This window comes from Sphingomonas faeni (assembly GCF_040407505.1).
Lineage (GTDB): Bacteria > Pseudomonadota > Alphaproteobacteria > Sphingomonadales > Sphingomonadaceae > Sphingomonas > Sphingomonas faeni_E.
Genome location: NZ_JAPZPQ010000002.1, coordinates 650,933 through 667,062, shown reverse-complemented (window position 1 = coordinate 667,062; position 16,130 = coordinate 650,933). Strand labels below are relative to the sequence as shown.

Below are 16,130 nucleotides of genomic sequence, written 5' to 3'. Positions count from 1 at the left end.
ACGACAAACGCCCGGTTACTCCGGGCGTTCGCCTGAAATTCGAATGATCTGCCTGAACGCGACCGCTATCCCGAGGAACAGCAGCACGATCAGTCCCCAAGGGCCAGTGCCGAACCAATGGTCTATCAACCACCCGATCAGCGCACTGCCGACGAGACTCCCGATGAGAGCGGAAATGACGCGATTGCCTTGCGAGTAACCCCGCTCGGCATCCGCCCCCTTCTGCCCCTTTGCGAGCGTTTCCCGATGCTGCGCCTCTCGCAATCGCTCATCGAGCGCGGAAAGTCGCGGATCTTCAACACCCTGGGGGTCCTGTCCGGGTTCGATCTCCGCCACGCACGTTCCTCCACCTGATTTCGCATCGGGGAGGAAGCAAGCAGCGACGAGCGATCCCGCCAAGGCGCGGTCCGTTTAGAAAAGGGGGGGGTGCAAGTCAACCGGTGTGACAGGGGTGTCATCAATGGGGCCGCTCGATCCTCCCCCGCCAGGGGGAGAGGTCGCCGAAGGTGACGGAGGGGGGAGGACACGGAACCTACGTTTCGCATGCCTCCCCCTCCGTCTGGCAAGGGCCAGCCACCTCCCCCTGGCGGGCGAGGATTTTAGTGATGGGCGTCGGAACGGCCGCGCTCTTCGTCATCCCGGCAAAAGCCGGGACCTCGCGCCACGGGGGGAACGCCCCCTCCTTCTCCGTCACCCCGGACCTGTTCCGGGGTCCACCGTTCCGCACATTCACGGGTATCGAATTTGCGGAACCGTAGATGCCGGAACGAGCCCGGCATGATGGAAGGTCAAACGCAGCGCGAATCACGCTCGGGCGCGCCAGCGGTACGGGTCTTCCAGACACCGTTGGGAGTCTTGTACTTCTCGCCAGGGTTGGTCTGCATGATCAGGTTGCAGCCGCTGGTAAACGCGAGCTGCTCGACCGTCGCGCCGCTCGCCTGCGCCTTCTGCGTATACGCCGACTTGCGCTGGATATTGATGTTGTTGACCAGCGCACGCAAATCGCCACTCGCCGCACCGACCAGCCCTAGATACCCATCAGGCTGCTCGCCGACCTCGCCCCCGGCACGCGCCGCGGCATAGGCCGGATCGCGCTGCGCCGACGCCGCCACCGAAAGGCCGCCGAGAACCGCGGCTGCGGCAATCATGGCAATGACCTTCTTCATATCAAAATATCCCCGGATTCTGCTGGATCAACGATTTCGCCTCGCCATCGAGACGATAGACCACTTCCTGCGTGACGTTGATGTTGAGATTGATCTCGATCGGCTTGTCGGGCGCCGACACGTTGATGCAGCCCGGCAGGGCGGCCAACAGCCCGATAATCGCGATCGTCCTCGTCATCTTCTGCAAGATCGGCCTTTGCTCCAGCTTCTTCAATCCTGTTTCGGTCATGGCACGATCCTGCTTGCGGGAGGCTGAATGGTTGGGGGTTTCGGAGGAGGCGGCGCGGCCTGCTGCTGCAGCAACGCGGGGAGGTTGCGCTGGATCAGCCGCTTCGGATCGTAGAAGCTCTGCGCCGAATCGAGCAGACCGCGGAACGGCGCCTTGATCCGAATATTGAAGATGAACGGCAGCTTTTGCAGGCGACGGACGATGAAGTTCGCCTTTGCCCCCTCGCCTTGGCTGATCCCGGCGAACCGCACGTCGGTGACCATCTCGCCCGCGAGCGGCCCGTTCATGCCGACTCGCAACGACTGGTAGCGGAGCGACTTCAGCGCCTGGAACGCGATGTTCGCCCAGACGCCGAGATCCTTCTGGCTGAGATCGCCGACATAGGCGAGCGTCCCGCCGCCCGGCCGGACGCGCAGGTCGCCGCCCTCGATCCGGCCGCCGGTCTCGTCGAAGATCATCGGCAGCACGCCGTCGAAGATCCCGGTCGCATCGAGATTCTTGAAATCGAACTGTTGCAAGAACTGGTCGGCCGCCATGTTGGCGACGTGGAACGTCATCCGCCGCTCCGACTGCGCGGAGAAATCGAGCAGCGTCGGATCGAGCGTCAGCGATCCGCCCGCGAACGGCCACCGCCCGCCCTCGACGCGCACGCGCGCGCCCGGCAGCGTCTGGTAGCGGATGGTGCCATCGGTGACCGGGATGCCGGGGTTGAGCGTACGAATCGTCGCGACCTGCCCCGGCGCGCTCTGGAGGTTGAGCAGGTCGGTGAAGCGAATCTCGGTCGCGATTCCGGTGACCGGGCCGAACGCGGCGGCGAGGTCGGTGCTGGCGGTGCGGAACACGCCGGTGCTAGTCACGCCCTCGGGGCTCCAGGCGATATGCCCCTCGCCGCTGACCGATCCGTTGACGTCGGCGATCACGCCGAAGGTCAGCGGGGTCAGCGCGTCAGGTTGTAGCCTGTCCTTGGCGAAGGCGATCGCGGGCACGTTCAGGTCGGCCTTGCCTGCGCCGGCGCCGAGTGCGTGGGTCAGCGTGACGTCGGCGACCTTGGTGTTGGTGGTCGGCTCGAACAACGTGCCCGCCGCGGTGATCGCGCCGTTGACCAGCGCGAGCGTCACGGTGCGCGCGACGAGCGGCTTGAAACGCGGCGTCGGTGAGGCATCAGATACCCCCATCGCGCCGGTGAGGTTGAGCGCGCCTTTGACGAGCGTCCAGTCGCCGGCGGCTTCGCCGAGCAGCAGCGGCACGTTGGCGATCTGTCCCGAGCCACCCGTGAACGCGCCTGCCACGCCCTGCCCGGTCATGCGACCGGTGACGGTGCCGAAATCGAGTTTCGTGATGCGTTCGGGCGCGCCGATCCGGGTCTGCACGCCGTCGATCGCAAAGCCGCGATCCGCCAGCCGCACGGTCGCTCCCGCCGTCGCCAGCGTGATCGGGGTCGTGCCGAGTCGCCCACCCAGCTTGGCCGCGGCGATCTTCGCGCCGCCGCTGACCTGCGCGCCGTTGATCTGCACCAGCGCACCGTCGAGCGGGCACAAGGTCAGCCGCGACGGATCGAGCACGAGGCCGGAGATCGCAAAGCGCTGGACTGCCAAAGGCACGCAACCGGTGTTGACGACCAATCGCCCACGACCGTCCCAAAGCGCCGCAACCGGCATCGACAGACCATCGACCCGGTTGGCGGGACCGCCCGCACCGATCGGTCCCCCGAGCGTAACGCGCGTCGCGATCGAGGTTGCCCCGCCCGGCGTCGCGCTGAAGGTGACGGGGGTCAGCGCCAGGCTCGCGCCACCCGCCGCATAAGGAGCGATGGTGGCAACACCGCGAATCGCTGCGCCTGATTTCGCATGCACCAGCGACACGCGCGCCTCTGGCAAGCCGCCGCCGCGCATCGCAAGGACCGTGTCGAGCCGCACGCCACCGTTCGGCCAGCCGAACGCGACGCCGCTCCCGCCACCGAGCGCCACGCGCGCACCGCTGGCAGAGGCGAGCGCCAGACGCGACAGCACGGCCTTGCCGCGCCCGCCGTCGATCCGCACGCGAACGTCGGCGTCCGCGGCAAATCCGCGGCCGGTCTTCTGGACCGCCTGGGTCACCGCTTTAGCCAACGGCGCGACGGGCGTCCCGGCGCCCGCATCACCGATTCCCGCCAACCCGGCGAGTCGCTTCTGCGCCACTGCCGCCCCGCTCGCCTGGACGCGCCCGTCGAACGCGCTCTGCTGGCCGATCCGGTAGGTGCCCGCGAACGCAACCCGCCGCGCGCCGCCCTCGGTGGTGCGAAGCGTGTCGGCGGCGATGTCCGCCTCGCCGCCGGTCGCCGCCGCGGCGCCGGTAAAGTCGATCGTGCCCCCGACACTCGCCAAAGTCGCACCCGGCGTCCGTGCCGCGCCCGTCTTGAGCGTCGCCTTGCCCTGCCAGCGATCGAGCGCCGCGGAGAGTCCGACGTCCAGATCGGCCACGATCCGCTCCGCCTGCGTCGTCCCGCAGGCGAGCCGCGACACACGGACCGGCCCAGTGATCGTCGGTTTCGCCGCGTCGATCCGCAGCTTCACCGTCGCCGCGAGCCGATCAATCCCGCACCCGCCGACATCGAGCCGCTCGCTGATCGCCGCCAGCGATCCACGAAACCCGTCGTCGAGCTTGCCGGAGCCCGCCAGCTTCAATCCGACGATCCCCTGCGGGGTCTCCAGCCGCATCCGCCCATCGGCGACCGATACGTCGAGCGCCGGCAACGCGAACGGCTTCCCCGACGGCGCTGGCAGCAACCTGTCGATCGCGCCAAGCGAGACCTTGCCGTCGACCAGCCGCCCGCGCAGCCGGACCTTCCCGGCGCGTACGCCCTCCAGATACGGCCCGGACAAGCCGACGCCAGTCCGCGTCTCGACCCAGTCGGCGACCAGATCGGGATGCGCCGGATCGCCGATCACGACGTTGGTCAGTCGCTGGCCACCCAGGGCAAGGTCCGCGATGTCATAGCGCGCAGGCACGCCGGCCTTGGCAAGCTCGCGGTCGATAAACCCCTCGGCGATCGGCTTCCGCACCAGCCACAGCACGACCAGCGCGGCGATCAGGAGCAGCGCGATCCCCAGCGCAACGCGGCGAGCAGTCGCAGGACGGCGAGGGTCGGCCCCGGGGTCGGCCCCGGGGTCGGCCCCCGTCTCGCTCGTCTCGGTCACCCACTCACTCCGCTACGCTTTCGCGGCCTGCATAGGCGGGAGCGAGGGCGTCATGCAATTGCCCAGGGATGTGCTAGCATCGCAAAATAGCCGATCCGGACGAAGACGCTGACGTCCGGGGGGACGATCTGAAGGGCCATCGCGGTCGCCTTCGCAAACGCCTGTTCGAGGGCGGCAGCGACGCGCTGCTCGATCACGAACTCATCGAATATCTGCTCGCGATCGCTATCCCCCGCGGCGACACCAAGGCGCTCGCCAAGGCTCTGATGCGCGAGTTCGGCGGGATCGGCGGCGTGCTGACCGCGGATGCCGAGGCGCTCGGCCGGGTGAAGGGCATGGGCGAAATCTCGACCGCCGCGATCAAGATCGCGCACGCCGCCGCGATCCGCCTGCTGCAATCGCACGTCAGCGACCGCCCGGTGCTCGCCAATTGGCAGGCGCTGCTCGATTATCTCCGCGCCGACATGGCGCACCACGCGATCGAGCGCTTTCGCGTGCTGCATCTCAACACCAAGAACATGCTGATTCGCGACGAGGTGATGAGCAAGGGCTCGATCGACCAGGCCGCGGTGTATGTCCGCGAAGTCATCCGCCGCGCGATCGACCTCGGCTCCGCGTCGATCATCCTCGTCCACAACCATCCGAGCGGCGACCCCTCCCCCAGCCGCGCCGACATCGACATCACGCGGACGATTGCGGAGGCAGGCAAGCGGCTCGGCATCACCGTCCACGACCATATCGTGATGGGTACCGGCGGCCATGTCAGCCTGCGCGCGCAGGGGTTGATCTGACGCAATCAGATAAAGGAGAAACATCCGAAACTCCTCGTGCCTTTTCAGTCGTATCTTCGTTGTCAGGGCGAAGGAATTACATGTGGATAACAAGTTGCACGACGAAGCCTCGGAGGTAACCGCCGAGCATGGTCAGGTCATGGTCGACGGGCCAGACGGGGTCGCGGTATCATTGACGCCCGACGCCGCGGCCGAAACCTCGGATCGGCTGCTCAATGCCGCCGTCGAGGCGCAGGGGCAGATCCTGGCGGAGACCCGCATTGCGAAAGATCGGGTGCGCAAGGCCGACTGATCTATCGCAAGTCGCCCCTCTCCAATCTATAGTAGCGATATGCGCGACTATCGACCGGAGACGCGATGCGCCAAATTCTATACATGAGTTCGAGCACCATAGCCCGCGACAAGGCCGATCTCGTGGGGATATTGCAGCAATCCAGGCACAATAACGCCCTGCATGACATCACCGGGCTGTTGTGGTCGGACGGCACGCATTTCCTGCAGGTGATCGAAGGGCCGACCGCTTTCGTCGACGCGACGTTCGGCCGCATTACTAAGGACGATCGTCATTACGATCTGTCGCTCCAGCACAATATCTCGATCCATGAACGGCAGTTCGGTACCTGGACGATGGCACACAGGCGTGCGGACGATCCTGTCGATGCGTATGATGCGCGCATGCGGCGCCTGCTCAACGGCGCGTCGCAGCGGGTGCGCGATCCTTTCCTCGCGCTGATGGCGACGGGTTAGCTGGACGGCTGACGTAACGAAGACCGCCGGGCGCGAACCCGACGGCCTGGATCCGTGCGATGGCGCTTTACGTGCGTGCCGTGACCGTCAGCCCTGCGACAGGAAGCTGGTGACCTCGGTCTTGGTCAGCGACTTGCTCTTGTCGGTATCTGCTTGAGCAAAGGCGGCGGAGACCCATTTCTTGGTCTCGGGCGCGTCGGGCTTGGTCGACGGATCGGTCTTGCTCTTCAGCGCGACCATCCAGCCGCCGAATTCGGTCGCGCTGAGTTTGCCATCGCCGTTCTTGTCGTAGGTCGGGAACTCGGTGTCGACGACTTGTGCGACCTGACTGCCGGTCGCGGGCTGCTCGCGCGCGGCGGGTTGCATCGGCACCGCATCAGTTGGCGTACCAGATGGGGCGGCCTGCCCGACAGCAGCACCGCCCGGCGCCGAAGTCTGCGGGGATGTCGTGGTGGTCTGCGCCAATACGGGGGCAGCAACCAGTGCCGCGCCGGCCAGCATAGCATATTTCAACATTGCGTCTCTCCGGTAGTGTTCTACGCATTTACTAAGCGATTTTGTTACCATGCCCGATATATACTCGGCATAGAGAACCGCTTACCCACTCTATACGCGCTACATCGCCGGATTTATACCGCACGACTGGTGTTTGAACCTTCCCCTGCGTCCTGCTACCGCGTTTCGCATGCAACCGCGGGCCGAACGGCACGCGACGCGCCCTACCCTTCACGCTCCCGAGGAAACCCGATGGTCCCCCGCTATTCCCGCCCCGACATGGTCGCGATCTGGACGCCCGAAGCGCGCTTCAAGATCTGGTTCGAGATCGAGGCGCACGCCACCGACGCGCTCGCCGAACTGGGCGTGGTCCCCAAGGAAGCCGCCGCCGCGATCTGGGAAAAGGGCGCGTTCGAGGTCGACCGGATCGACGAGATCGAGCGCGAGACCAAGCACGACGTCATCGCCTTCCTGACCAACGTCGCCGAGCATGTCGGGCCGGAAGCGCGCTTCATGCACCAGGGCATGACCTCGTCCGACGTGCTCGACACCTGCCTCGCGGTGCAGCTGGCGAAGGCGAGCGACATCCTGATCGCCGATCTCGACGCGCTGCTGGTGGTGCTCGAACGCCGCGCGCGCGAGCACAGGATGACGCCGACGATCGGCCGCAGCCACGGCATCCACGCAGAACCGGTGACGTTCGGGCTGAAGCTCGCGCAGGCGCATGCCGAGTTCGCGCGCAACCGGGCGCGGCTGGTGGCGGCGCGCCAGGACGTCGCTACGTGTGCGATTTCGGGCGCAGTGGGGACGTTCGCGAACATCGATCCGTTCGTGGAAGAGTATGTCGCGGGCAAGCTCGGGCTGTCGGTCGAGCCGGTCTCGACGCAGGTGATTCCGCGTGATCGTCATGCGATGTTCTTTGCGACACTGGGCGTGATCGCCAGCTCGATCGAGCGGCTCGCAACCGAAGTGCGTCATCTGCAGCGCACTGAAGTGCTCGAGGCGGAAGAGTTCTTCTCGCCCGGCCAGAAGGGTTCGTCGGCGATGCCGCACAAGCGCAATCCTGTGCTGACCGAGAACCTGACTGGCCTCGCGCGGATGGTCCGCGGGTATGTGACGCCGGCGATGGAGAACGTCGCGCTGTGGCATGAGCGCGACATCTCGCACTCGTCGGTCGAGCGCTATATCGGGCCGGATGCGACGATCACGCTCGACTTCGCGCTCGCGCGGCTGACCGGGGTGATGGACAAGCTGGTCGTGTACCCCGAGCGGATGTTGAAGAACCTCAACAAGATGGGCGGTTTGGTCCATTCGCAGCGCGTGCTGCTGGCGTTGACGCAGGCCGGCGTGAGCCGCGAGGACGCGTATCGTCTCGTCCAGCGCAATGCGATGAAGGTGTGGGACTCGGACGGCGCGCTGTCGCTGCTTGAACTGCTGAAGGCGGATCCGGAAGTGACGCTGTCGGATGCGGAACTCGAGCACAAGTTCGACCTCGGCTATCATCTGAAGCACGTCGACACGATCTTCGCACGGGTATTCGGCGCGGCCTGATTCCCCTCGGCCTCCTGACGAAGGTCAGGATCCAGAGTAACCAAACGCTTTCCTGCTTGGCTCTGGATCCTGACTTTCGTCAGGATGACGGATGAAGCTGGACGGTGACCGATGACGAGATCGCGCCAAAGTGCACGCAACGCAATTGCGATTACGTGTTACAAAATTGCGACAACGCGCAACTAAGCCCATATCCCCCTTGCCGGATATTGTTCCGGCATCGGAGACCTACCCATGCGCATGTTCGAAACCGTGACCAGCACCATGCTGGCGATCGCGGCTCAAGCGCTGGTGGTTGGAGTGGTCATCACCGCCTTCTGATCATCGGCCCGCCCGCCCCCTTCCAAGGGGGCGCGGCTAGGGCCCGAGTTTTAGCGCGGTCTATCGGGCTGTGTAAGTATCTGACTTAGAACCAAATCGATCTCTCCGCGTTCAAAAAGCGCAACAAGGAGATCGCATCATGTCGAAACAAATTCTCATCGCGGCCGCGTTTGCCGTGACCGCAATGGCCAGCGCGCCCGCCTTTGCCGACGAACCGGGTCGTGGCTGGATCAGCAGCGCACGCGTCACGACGATGCTCGCCAGGCGCGGTTACAATGTCACCAAGATCGAGGCCGACGATGGCCATTGGGAAGGCGAAGCCGCGCGACGTGGCGCGAAGTACGAATTCCACGTCGACCCGCATAACGGCAAGGTCACGAAGCTGGAACGCGATCGCGACTGATCCGTCGTAAGTGAGCCTCCTGTTGTTTTTCCCCCGCCAGGGGAGGTGTCGCCGAAGGTGACGGAGGGGGAGGACACGGAGTCGGGGTTTGCGCGCGCCTCCCCCTCCGTCTGGCAAGAGCCAGCCACCTCCCCCTGGCGGGGGAGGATTGCACGAAGTTCAATTTACCAATTCGCCGGTCGTTATCGCTTGCGCGGGTAGCGCGCGGCGAACTCCTCGTCGGACATCATCAGATAGCGGATCATGTCGATCAGCGCCCAAGGTGCGCTGATGATCAAGCCGATCACGGTGATGCTCAGCACCAGCATGACGATCCCGGAGCCGGTCCGGCCGAGGTAGAAGCGGTGGATGCCGAGCGTGCCGATCACGAACGCCATGACCGCCGCGACGTATTTGTTGCGATCGTTGATTGGGAGAGCCTCGGGCGGCACGGCGCGACGGGGGCCCGGTGCGGTCGGCATCGGGAAGACGCTGAGCGCACGGTCGTTGGCGGCCTCGAAATCGACTTCCAGGCCGATCGCAGGTTCGCCGCGATGCGCCCAGTCCTCGCGGGCGAACCGGTAGCGCTGTCCGTCCTGCCCTGCGACGAGCCCTTCGCCCGTGCGGGGATCGACGCCTAAAACCTGTCCGCGCATATCATTCCTCGGTGTTCGAGCTTCATTCTGGCGGATGATGCGGGTGAGGCAAGCCCGAACTCATTCCCCACGTCAGGCTGCGAGCGCGGTTTGACGCCAATGTCTGTCGTCATCGTTGTCTGCATTCGTCGACCGCGTTTTCCGCGAGCGGATCGCACGCTTGTGCGCTTTTGCAGCCGGGCGGCGAGTGAAAACGCCGAGCCAGCGCGTCATGAAGCCCCGAACGCGCAGACTGGATGCCGCAGCGGCCAGCTCCATGAGAATGTCGACATAGGCTGAGACCTCGAACGTCGTGATCCAGATCGCGACATCGGGGGCGGCCAGAGTGAGTAGTCGAATGCCGTCGCCTTCTCCGACGAGCGTGACCATCGCCGCCGTCAGCATCAGCAGGAACATGACCGCGGCATCGCCTCGCGTGAACCGTGCCAATCGCGCGGCAGGCTTGTCGATCAGCGCTCGGCGCATCGCCTTGCCGATCGGCGTCCGGGGGGCGGTCGCCATGACCAGCCAACACGCTATCGCGGTGAAAAGACATGCCAGCATTTCGCCCCCCTTTGGTTCAGTATGTAGCCGGGTTTATTCCCCCGCGAACACGCCCTTCAGCTTGGCGAAGAAGCCCTGGCTCGCCGGACATTCGTCACCGGTCTCCGTCTCGCGGAACATCTCGAGCAGTTCCTTCTGGCGGTTGCTGAGACGCGTGGGGGTTTCGACGTCGATCTGGACGACGAGGTCGCCGTGGCCGCGGCCTTGCAGGACGGGCATGCCGGCGCCGCGCTGGCGTAGCTGCTTGCCCGACTGGATGCCGGCAGGGATCTTTACCTCGTGCGTGCGACCATCGAGGCCGGGGATCGAGAGCGAACCGCCGAGCGACGCGACCGTGAAGCTGATCGGTGCGCGCGCGAAGAGCGTGGTGCCTTCGCGCTCGAACAGATTGTGCTTGGTCACGTGGAGGAAGATGTAGAGGTCGCCGGACGGCGCGCCGCGGGCGCCCGCCTCGCCTTCGCCCGACATGCGGATGCGCGTGCCTTCGTCGACGCCGGGGGGGACGTTGATCGACAGCGTCTTGGTCTTCTCGACGCGACCTTCGCCGCGGCAATCGGGGCATGGATCGGCGATGACTTCGCCCGCGCCGTTGCAGACCGGGCAGGCGCGCTCGACCACGAAGAAGCCTTGCTGCGCGCGCACCTTGCCGTGGCCACCGCAATGTTGGCAGGTTTTCGCGCGCGTCCCGGCCTTCGCGCCCGAGCCGTCGCAGGTATCGCAGAGCGCGGAGACGTCGATCGTGATCTCGGTCGTCTTGCCGTGGAAGGCTTCCTCCAGGCTGACTTCCATGTCGTAGCGAAGGTCCGCGCCGCGCCGGGCCGCAGACCGGCCGCCGCCACGCTGTGCGCCGCCCATGAACTCGCCGAAGACGCTTTCGAAGATATCGCTGAAGCCGCCGAAATCCTGCGCGCCGCCACCGTGACCACCGCCACCGCCGTTCTGGAACGCGGCGTGGCCGAAGCGATCATAGGCCGCACGCTTCTGCGGGTCCTTGAGGCACTCGTACGCCTCGCTGACCGCCTTGAACTGCGCTTCGGAATCCTTGCAGCCGGCGTTCTTGTCCGGGTGATATTTCATCGCGAGCTTGCGGTAGGACGACTTTATCGTCCCCGCATCCGCGGTCCGCTCGCATTCGAGCAGTTCGTAATAATCTGTCTGGGTACTCATAGCGGCCCTCTTAGCCCTCTCCCCTCCGGGGAGAGGGTTGGGTGAGGGGCCATTCCACACGGCAGCGCGCGGAACTGCCCCTCACCCCGGCCCTCTCCCCGAGGGGGAGAGGGAGTTTCGGTTACGCCTTCGGGTTGTCGTCGACTTCCGAGAACTCGGCGTCGACGACGTCGTCGTCCTTCTTCGCCGCGTCGCCATCAGCCGACGGCGAAGCGTCCGCCTGGGCCTGCTTCTCGTAGATCGCCTGGCCGAGCTTCATCGCGACCTGGGCGAGCGCAGTGCTCTTCTCGGTCATCGCGTCCGCATCGCCGCTCTCGACCGCAGCCTTGGTCGCGTCGATCGCAGCCTGGATCTCGGTCTTCAGCGACTCGTCGACCTTGTCGCCATTGTCGGCAAGCTGACGCTCGGTGGTGTGGACCAGCGACTCGGCGTTGTTCTTCGCCTCGGCGCCCGCACGACGCTTCTTGTCCTCCTCGGCGAAGGTCTCGGCATCGCGGACCATCTGGTCGATGTCGTTGTCCGAAAGACCACCCGACGCCTGGATGCGGATCTGCTGCTCCTTGCCGGTGCCCTTGTCCTTGGCCGAAACGCTGACCAGACCGTTGGCATCGATGTCGAACGTGACTTCGATCTGCGGCACGCCGCGCGGTGCGGGCGGGATGCCGACGAGATCGAAATTGCCGAGCATCTTGTTGTCGGCCGCCATCTCGCGCTCGCCCTGGAACACGCGGATCGTCACCGCGCCCTGGTTGTCGTCGGCGGTCGAATAGGTCTGCGACTTCTTGGTCGGGATCGTCGTGTTGCGATCGATCATCCGGGTGAACACGCCACCCAGAGTTTCGATGCCGAGCGACAGCGGTGTCACGTCGAGCAGCAGCACGTCCTTGACGTCGCCCTGCAGCACGCCGGCCTGGATCGCGGCACCCATCGCGACGACCTCGTCCGGGTTGACGCCGGTGTGCGGCTCCTTGCCGAAGAACTGCTTCACGACTTCACGCACGCGCGGCATGCGCGTCATGCCGCCGACCAGCACGACTTCCGAGATGTCCTCGGGCTTCAGGCCGCCGTCGGCGAGCGCCTTGCGGCAAGGCTCGAGCGTGCGCTTGACCAGGTCCTCGACCATCCGCTCCAGGTCGGCGCGGGTGATCGACTTCACCAGATGCTTCGGGCCATTCTGGTCCGCGGTGATGAAGGGCAGGTTGACCTCGGTCGACTGCGCCGAGCTGAGCTCGATCTTCGCCTTCTCTGCCGCTTCCTTCAGACGCTGCAGCGCAAGCTTGTCCTTGGCGAGGTCGATGCCCTCGGCCTTCTTGAACTCGTCGGCGAGATACTGGACGATCTTGTTGTCGAAATCCTCACCGCCCAGGAACGTGTCGCCATTGGTGGCCTTCACCTCGAACACGCCGTCGCCGATTTCCAGCACCGAGATGTCGAACGTGCCGCCGCCGAGATCGTAGACCGCGATCGTCTTGCCGTCCTGCTTGTCGAGGCCGTAGGCCAGCGCCGCCGCGGTCGGCTCGTTGATGATGCGCAGCACTTCGAGGCCGGCGATCTGGCCGGCGTCCTTGGTCGCCTGGCGCTGTGCGTCGTTGAAGTACGCGGGAACGGTGATGACCGCCTGCGTGACCGTCTCGCCAAGATACGACTCAGCGGTTTCCTTCATCTTCTGCAGCGTGAACGCCGAGATCTGCGACGGCGAGTAATCCTTGCCACCCGCCGAGACCCATGCATCGCCGTTCGGCCCGCGTGAGATCTTGTACGGGACCAGCTCGGTGTCCTTCTTGGTGATCGGATCGTCGAAGCGACGGCCGATCAGGCGCTTCACCGCAAAGATGGTGTTGTCGCCGTTCGTCACTGCCTGGCGCTTGGCCGGCTGGCCGACCAGTCGCTCGCCGTCCTTGGCGAACGCGACGATCGACGGCGTGGTGCGCGCGCCCTCGGAATTCTCGATGACCTTGGGCTTGCCGCCTTCCATCACGGAAACGCAGCTGTTGGTCGTGCCGAGATCGATACCGATTACTTTAGCCATGAGTTCTGATTAGCCCCTCACTTGAAACGAAAATACGAAACCGGTTCCACCCCGTTACGGCAGTGGAACCTTTCTGATGATGGGCGCGATATAGGTGGCCTCGCGCTTGCCGCAAGATTGTACCGGTCATAGGATGCGCAAGTGGTCGGGCCCGGAGAAAAGTAACCTATGCGTATCGTTTTCGGACTGGGTGTTGCCGCGATGGCACTGGCGTCGTGCTCGCCGCCCAAGGAACTGTCCGTCGACGGCGCCTGGGTGCGGCTCGGCGCGGTGACCGGACGGCCTGCGGCGGCGTACTTCATTGTGCATGGCGGGCCTACGCCGACGACGCTGATCTCGGCCACTACCGACGTCGCGATCAGGTCTGAGATGCACGAGACGATGGACAAGGGCGGCATGTCGACGATGACGCCGCTCGCGAAGGTCGAGATCCCGGCGAATACGGACGTGGCGTTCGCACCGGGTGGGCGGCACGTGATGCTGTTCGACATGAATTCGGGGATCAAGCCCGCCGATCGCGTGACGCTCACGTTCGCGTTTGCCGATGGGACGCGGATTATAAACAACGCGACCGTGGTCGCGGCGGGGACCCCGGTAGGGAAGTGAAGCGCGGGCTTACCGAGGGGGAGACGGCGCTGGCGGCATCGGTGTTCGGGAGCGCGATCGAATACTTTCGAGTGAGCCTGGCACGCAGCAAATGGGCGTTCTTCCAGCCTCGCGATACGGTGATGGCGCCGCGCGGGTGCATTCACTTCCACCCCAAAGGCGACCTCTGGTGCGACGACTTCGCGCACGCCAATCTGACGTTGCAGGGGCTCTTCATCCACGAGATGACGCACATCTGGCAACACCAGCGCGGCGTGTTCCTGCCCTTGGCGCGGCATCCCTGGTGTCGGTACGACTATGCTTTTCGGCCGGGCGTGGCGCTGCACCGCTACGGGATCGAGCAACAGGGCGAAATCGTGCGGCACGCCTTCCTGCTGCGTGCGGGCGCGAAAGTGGCGGGCGCACCCCCGCTCGCACAATACGAAACGGTACTGCCGTTTACGCCTGCGCGTAACCTCAAACCCGCCCGTCATCCTGACGAAAGTCAGGATCCAGAGTAACTCAGCGCGACGGCTATGGCTCTGGATCCTGACTTACGTCAGGATGACGGAGTATTTGATGACGGGCCTGACGTTGCCTGACGTTACAGCCAGCTGCGACCATCCGGCCCGCTACACCCATACGGCGGCAACTGGCCCGGGAACCGCGCCTGCATCTTGTGGCAGCCCCAGGCGCGCATCGGCCCCGGTGCATAGCCGTTCAGCGCGATGCCGACCTCGTCATACGGGCTCGAACCGCGCGCGACGTACATGTACCAACGGCCGCCGAACATCACCGCCGCCGCGATGAGCACGACGCAAACGACCTGGACGATTTTCTGCATTGGGGACCCTTTTTGTGAAGAAGGGCGCCCCGTTGCAGCCAACATGGATCAATTTCAACCACCGATCTGGTAGATCGAGACCCACCCGATCGGCAGAAATCCGCGGTTTAGAGCGCGTCGAAATCGATAGGTCGTGTTCAATCAAGCGCTTGCGGTGCCTCGGGCATCGGATATTTCAACCCGGTCGCGCAGTTGAAAAGTACGACCCTGTCGTCCTCGTCGACCAGCCCGGTGTTCAGCGCCTGATGATAGGCGGCCAACGTCGCGCCACCCTCGGGGCACAGCAACAGCCCATCCTGCTTTGCCGCCGCGTCGACCGCCTTCAGGATCGCGGGATCGCCAACCGCGAGCGCCTGCCCGCCGCTCTCGCGTACCGCGCGAAGAATCAGGAAGTCACCGACCGCCTTCGGCACGCGAATGCCCGCCGCGACGGTGCTCGCATCTTCCCAACGTTCGGCATGCTCCTCGCCCGCCTCGAACGCGCGGACGATCGGCGCGCAGCCGCTCGCCTGCACCGCGAACATCTTCGGGCGCTCGGAGCCGATCCAGCCGAGCTTCTCGAGTTCGTCGAACGCCTTCCACATGCCGATCAGCCCGGTGCCGCCGCCAGTCGGGTAGAAGATCGCGTCGGGCAGTTTCCAGCCGAACTGCGCGGCGAGTTCGAGCCCCATCGTCTTCTTGCCCTCGATCCGATAGGGCTCCTTGAGCGTAGAGAAATCGAACCAGCGGCCCTCGGCGGCGCCCTTCCCCACGATCGCGCCGCAATCGTCGATCAGGCCGTTGACCCGCCAGACTCGCGCGCCCTGCATCGCGATCTCGCGGACGTTGATCTCGGGGGTGTCGTCCGGGCAGAACACGATCGTCTCGATCCCGCAGCGCGTCGCGTAGGCGGCCAAAGCCGCGCCCGCATTGCCGTTGGTAGGCATCGCGATCTTCTTGACGCCAAGCTCCTTCGCCATCGCGACAGCCATGACCAACCCGCGTGCCTTGAACGACCCGGTAGGAAGACGGCCTTCGTCCTTCACGAGAACGTTGGGGCCGCCGGACTTGGTGAGCGGCACCAGCGGCGTTTCGATTTCGCCAAGGCTGACGATGTTCGACGTATGGCGGACCGGGAGTAACTCGCGCCACCGCCACAGATCGGTCGGCCGCGCCTCGATCGTGTCGCGCGAGACCGCGGACCGCACCGCGTCGAGGTCGTAGCGGACGAGCAACGGCCGCCCGGCGCGCGAAAGCCCATGAAGCTGGTCCGCCTCATACCGCTCGCCGGTGATCGAGCATTCGAGATGCGTGACGAAGGTCTGGCGATCGGTCGTGAGGTTCTGATTCATGGACTGACTTTCAAATCCTCCCCTGCAAGGGGAGGGGGACCAGCGCAGCTGGTGGAGGGGGCGTGCCGCGGACGTCACGCTCGACGCAGCCCCCCGGCCGCAGATGGTACGCGGGAG

Annotated in this window: 19 protein-coding genes; 7 read left to right on the top strand and 12 right to left on the bottom strand. The window is 65.2% G+C overall.

All coding sequences use genetic code 11. From position 1 onward, the window contains the following. Nucleotides 1–15: 15 nt before the first annotated feature. From O6X71_RS09645 to O6X71_RS09625, 5 genes are all read right to left on the bottom strand, one after another. Nucleotides 16–336 (bottom strand): AtpZ/AtpI family protein, encoded by a 321-nt coding sequence (locus tag O6X71_RS09645; RefSeq protein WP_056488546.1) that lies wholly within the window; start codon nt 334–336, stop codon nt 16–18. Nucleotides 337–788: 452 nt separating this feature from the next. Then, nucleotides 789–1,166, bottom strand: coding sequence for a YdbL family protein (locus tag O6X71_RS09640; protein WP_353465663.1), 378 nt, complete (start codon nt 1,164–1,166; stop codon nt 789–791). Between the two features lies 1 nt (nt 1,167). Next, the gene (locus tag O6X71_RS09635; protein ID WP_132738250.1) at nt 1,168–1,344 is read right to left on the bottom strand and encodes a YnbE family lipoprotein; all 177 of its coding nucleotides are present in this window, start codon (nt 1,342–1,344) and stop codon (nt 1,168–1,170) included. Nucleotides 1,345–1,391: 47 nt separating this feature from the next. After that, nucleotides 1,392–4,571, bottom strand: a complete 3,180-nt coding sequence (locus tag O6X71_RS09630; protein WP_353465661.1) for a YdbH domain-containing protein — start codon at nt 4,569–4,571, stop codon at nt 1,392–1,394. A 50-nt stretch (nt 4,572–4,621) separates the two neighbouring features. Next, the gene (locus O6X71_RS09625) at nt 4,622–4,768 is read right to left on the bottom strand and encodes a hypothetical protein (RefSeq protein ID WP_353465660.1); all 147 of its coding nucleotides are present in this window, start codon (nt 4,766–4,768) and stop codon (nt 4,622–4,624) included. On the opposite strand from O6X71_RS09625, the gene radC reads away from it, so the two are divergent. The 3 genes from radC to O6X71_RS09610 all read left to right on the top strand — a co-directional run bounded on the left by radC (nt 4,700) and on the right by O6X71_RS09610 (nt 6,109). Next, nucleotides 4,700–5,362 (top strand): RadC family protein, encoded by a 663-nt coding sequence (radC, locus tag O6X71_RS09620; protein ID WP_353465883.1) that lies wholly within the window; start codon nt 4,700–4,702, stop codon nt 5,360–5,362. The genes O6X71_RS09625 and radC overlap by 69 nt on opposite strands. 82 nt (nt 5,363–5,444) lie before the next feature. After that, the gene (locus O6X71_RS09615) at nt 5,445–5,654 is read left to right on the top strand and encodes a hypothetical protein (protein WP_244186988.1); all 210 of its coding nucleotides are present in this window, start codon (nt 5,445–5,447) and stop codon (nt 5,652–5,654) included. Nucleotides 5,655–5,719: 65 nt separating this feature from the next. After that, entirely contained in the window at nt 5,720–6,109 is a 390-nt protein-coding gene (locus O6X71_RS09610; RefSeq protein ID WP_353465659.1) for a BLUF domain-containing protein, read from the top strand. Nucleotides 6,110–6,196: 87 nt separating this feature from the next. On the opposite strand, the gene O6X71_RS09605 is transcribed toward O6X71_RS09610, so the two are convergent. Continuing rightward, nucleotides 6,197–6,625 (bottom strand): EF-hand domain-containing protein, encoded by a 429-nt coding sequence (locus O6X71_RS09605; RefSeq protein ID WP_353465658.1) that lies wholly within the window; start codon nt 6,623–6,625, stop codon nt 6,197–6,199. 231 nt (nt 6,626–6,856) lie between these two features. Here O6X71_RS09605 and purB point away from each other — a divergent pair, with 231 nt between their 5' ends. Together purB and O6X71_RS09595 are read left to right on the top strand one after the other, a co-directional pair. Then, the gene (gene purB, locus O6X71_RS09600; RefSeq protein WP_353465657.1) at nt 6,857–8,155 is read left to right on the top strand and encodes an adenylosuccinate lyase; all 1,299 of its coding nucleotides are present in this window, start codon (nt 6,857–6,859) and stop codon (nt 8,153–8,155) included. Nucleotides 8,156–8,615: 460 nt separating this feature from the next. Then, the gene (locus O6X71_RS09595) at nt 8,616–8,879 is read left to right on the top strand and encodes a PepSY domain-containing protein (RefSeq protein ID WP_353465656.1); all 264 of its coding nucleotides are present in this window, start codon (nt 8,616–8,618) and stop codon (nt 8,877–8,879) included. A gap of 182 nt (nt 8,880–9,061) precedes the next feature. On the opposite strand, the gene O6X71_RS09590 is transcribed toward O6X71_RS09595, so the two are convergent. From O6X71_RS09590 to dnaK, 4 genes are all read right to left on the bottom strand, one after another. Beyond that, nucleotides 9,062–9,514 (bottom strand): TM2 domain-containing protein, encoded by a 453-nt coding sequence (locus tag O6X71_RS09590; protein WP_353465655.1) that lies wholly within the window; start codon nt 9,512–9,514, stop codon nt 9,062–9,064. A 72-nt stretch (nt 9,515–9,586) separates the two neighbouring features. Next, nucleotides 9,587–10,015 (bottom strand): hypothetical protein, encoded by a 429-nt coding sequence (locus O6X71_RS09585; protein ID WP_353465654.1) that lies wholly within the window; start codon nt 10,013–10,015, stop codon nt 9,587–9,589. A gap of 75 nt (nt 10,016–10,090) precedes the next feature. Further along, on the bottom strand, nt 10,091–11,224 hold the full coding sequence (gene dnaJ / locus O6X71_RS09580; protein ID WP_056055383.1) for a molecular chaperone DnaJ: 1,134 nt from the start codon (nt 11,222–11,224) through the stop codon (nt 10,091–10,093). A gap of 121 nt (nt 11,225–11,345) precedes the next feature. Next, nucleotides 11,346–13,253, bottom strand: coding sequence for a molecular chaperone DnaK (gene dnaK, locus O6X71_RS09575; RefSeq protein ID WP_056055380.1), 1,908 nt, complete (start codon nt 13,251–13,253; stop codon nt 11,346–11,348). 168 nt (nt 13,254–13,421) lie between these two features. On the opposite strand from dnaK, the gene O6X71_RS09570 reads away from it, so the two are divergent. Both O6X71_RS09570 and O6X71_RS09565 read left to right on the top strand, forming a co-directional pair. Beyond that, nucleotides 13,422–13,859 carry a copper chaperone PCu(A)C gene (locus O6X71_RS09570; protein ID WP_353465653.1) on the top strand — a complete coding sequence of 146 codons (438 nt, stop codon included), beginning with the start codon at nt 13,422–13,424 and terminating at the stop codon, nt 13,857–13,859. Next, entirely contained in the window at nt 13,856–14,359 is a 504-nt protein-coding gene (locus O6X71_RS09565; protein ID WP_353465652.1) for a vgr related protein, read from the top strand. The genes O6X71_RS09570 and O6X71_RS09565 overlap by 4 nt, the downstream gene beginning before the upstream one ends. Before the next feature lie 83 nt (nt 14,360–14,442). Here O6X71_RS09565 and O6X71_RS09560 read toward each other — a convergent pair whose 3' ends face one another. Both O6X71_RS09560 and O6X71_RS09555 read right to left on the bottom strand, forming a co-directional pair. Continuing rightward, nucleotides 14,443–14,682: a hypothetical protein gene (locus O6X71_RS09560; RefSeq protein ID WP_353465651.1), complete on the bottom strand. Its 240-nt coding sequence runs from the start codon at nt 14,680–14,682 to the stop codon at nt 14,443–14,445. 137 nt (nt 14,683–14,819) lie between these two features. Beyond that, nucleotides 14,820–16,013 carry a threonine synthase gene (locus O6X71_RS09555; protein WP_353465650.1) on the bottom strand — a complete coding sequence of 398 codons (1,194 nt, stop codon included), beginning with the start codon at nt 16,011–16,013 and terminating at the stop codon, nt 14,820–14,822. Nucleotides 16,014–16,130: the final 117 nt, after the last annotated feature.

Bases quoted from the DNA above. Each gene is read 5' to 3' on its own strand.
- O6X71_RS09570 (WP_353465653.1), top strand. From the start codon at position 13,422: ATGCGTATCGTTTTCGGACTGGGTGTTGCCGCGATGGCACTGGCGTCG.
- purB (WP_353465657.1), top strand. From the start codon at position 6,857: ATGGTCCCCCGCTATTCCCGCCCCGACATGGTCGCGATCTGGACGCCC.
- O6X71_RS09590 (WP_353465655.1), bottom strand. From the start codon at position 9,514: ATGCGCGGACAGGTTTTAGGCGTCGATCCCCGCACGGGCGAAGGGCTC.
- O6X71_RS09605 (WP_353465658.1), bottom strand. From the start codon at position 6,625: ATGTTGAAATATGCTATGCTGGCCGGCGCGGCACTGGTTGCTGCCCCC.
- O6X71_RS09640 (WP_353465663.1), bottom strand. From the start codon at position 1,166: ATGAAGAAGGTCATTGCCATGATTGCCGCAGCCGCGGTTCTCGGCGGC.
- dnaJ (WP_056055383.1), bottom strand. From the start codon at position 11,224: ATGAGTACCCAGACAGATTATTACGAACTGCTCGAATGCGAGCGGACC.
- O6X71_RS09555 (WP_353465650.1), bottom strand. From the start codon at position 16,013: ATGAATCAGAACCTCACGACCGATCGCCAGACCTTCGTCACGCATCTC.
- O6X71_RS09595 (WP_353465656.1), top strand. From the start codon at position 8,616: ATGTCGAAACAAATTCTCATCGCGGCCGCGTTTGCCGTGACCGCAATG.
- O6X71_RS09635 (WP_132738250.1), bottom strand. From the start codon at position 1,344: ATGACGAGGACGATCGCGATTATCGGGCTGTTGGCCGCCCTGCCGGGC.
- O6X71_RS09585 (WP_353465654.1), bottom strand. From the start codon at position 10,015: ATGGCGACCGCCCCCCGGACGCCGATCGGCAAGGCGATGCGCCGAGCG.
- dnaK (WP_056055380.1), bottom strand. From the start codon at position 13,253: ATGGCTAAAGTAATCGGTATCGATCTCGGCACGACCAACAGCTGCGTT.
- O6X71_RS09560 (WP_353465651.1), bottom strand. From the start codon at position 14,682: ATGCAGAAAATCGTCCAGGTCGTTTGCGTCGTGCTCATCGCGGCGGCG.
- O6X71_RS09610 (WP_353465659.1), top strand. From the start codon at position 5,720: ATGCGCCAAATTCTATACATGAGTTCGAGCACCATAGCCCGCGACAAG.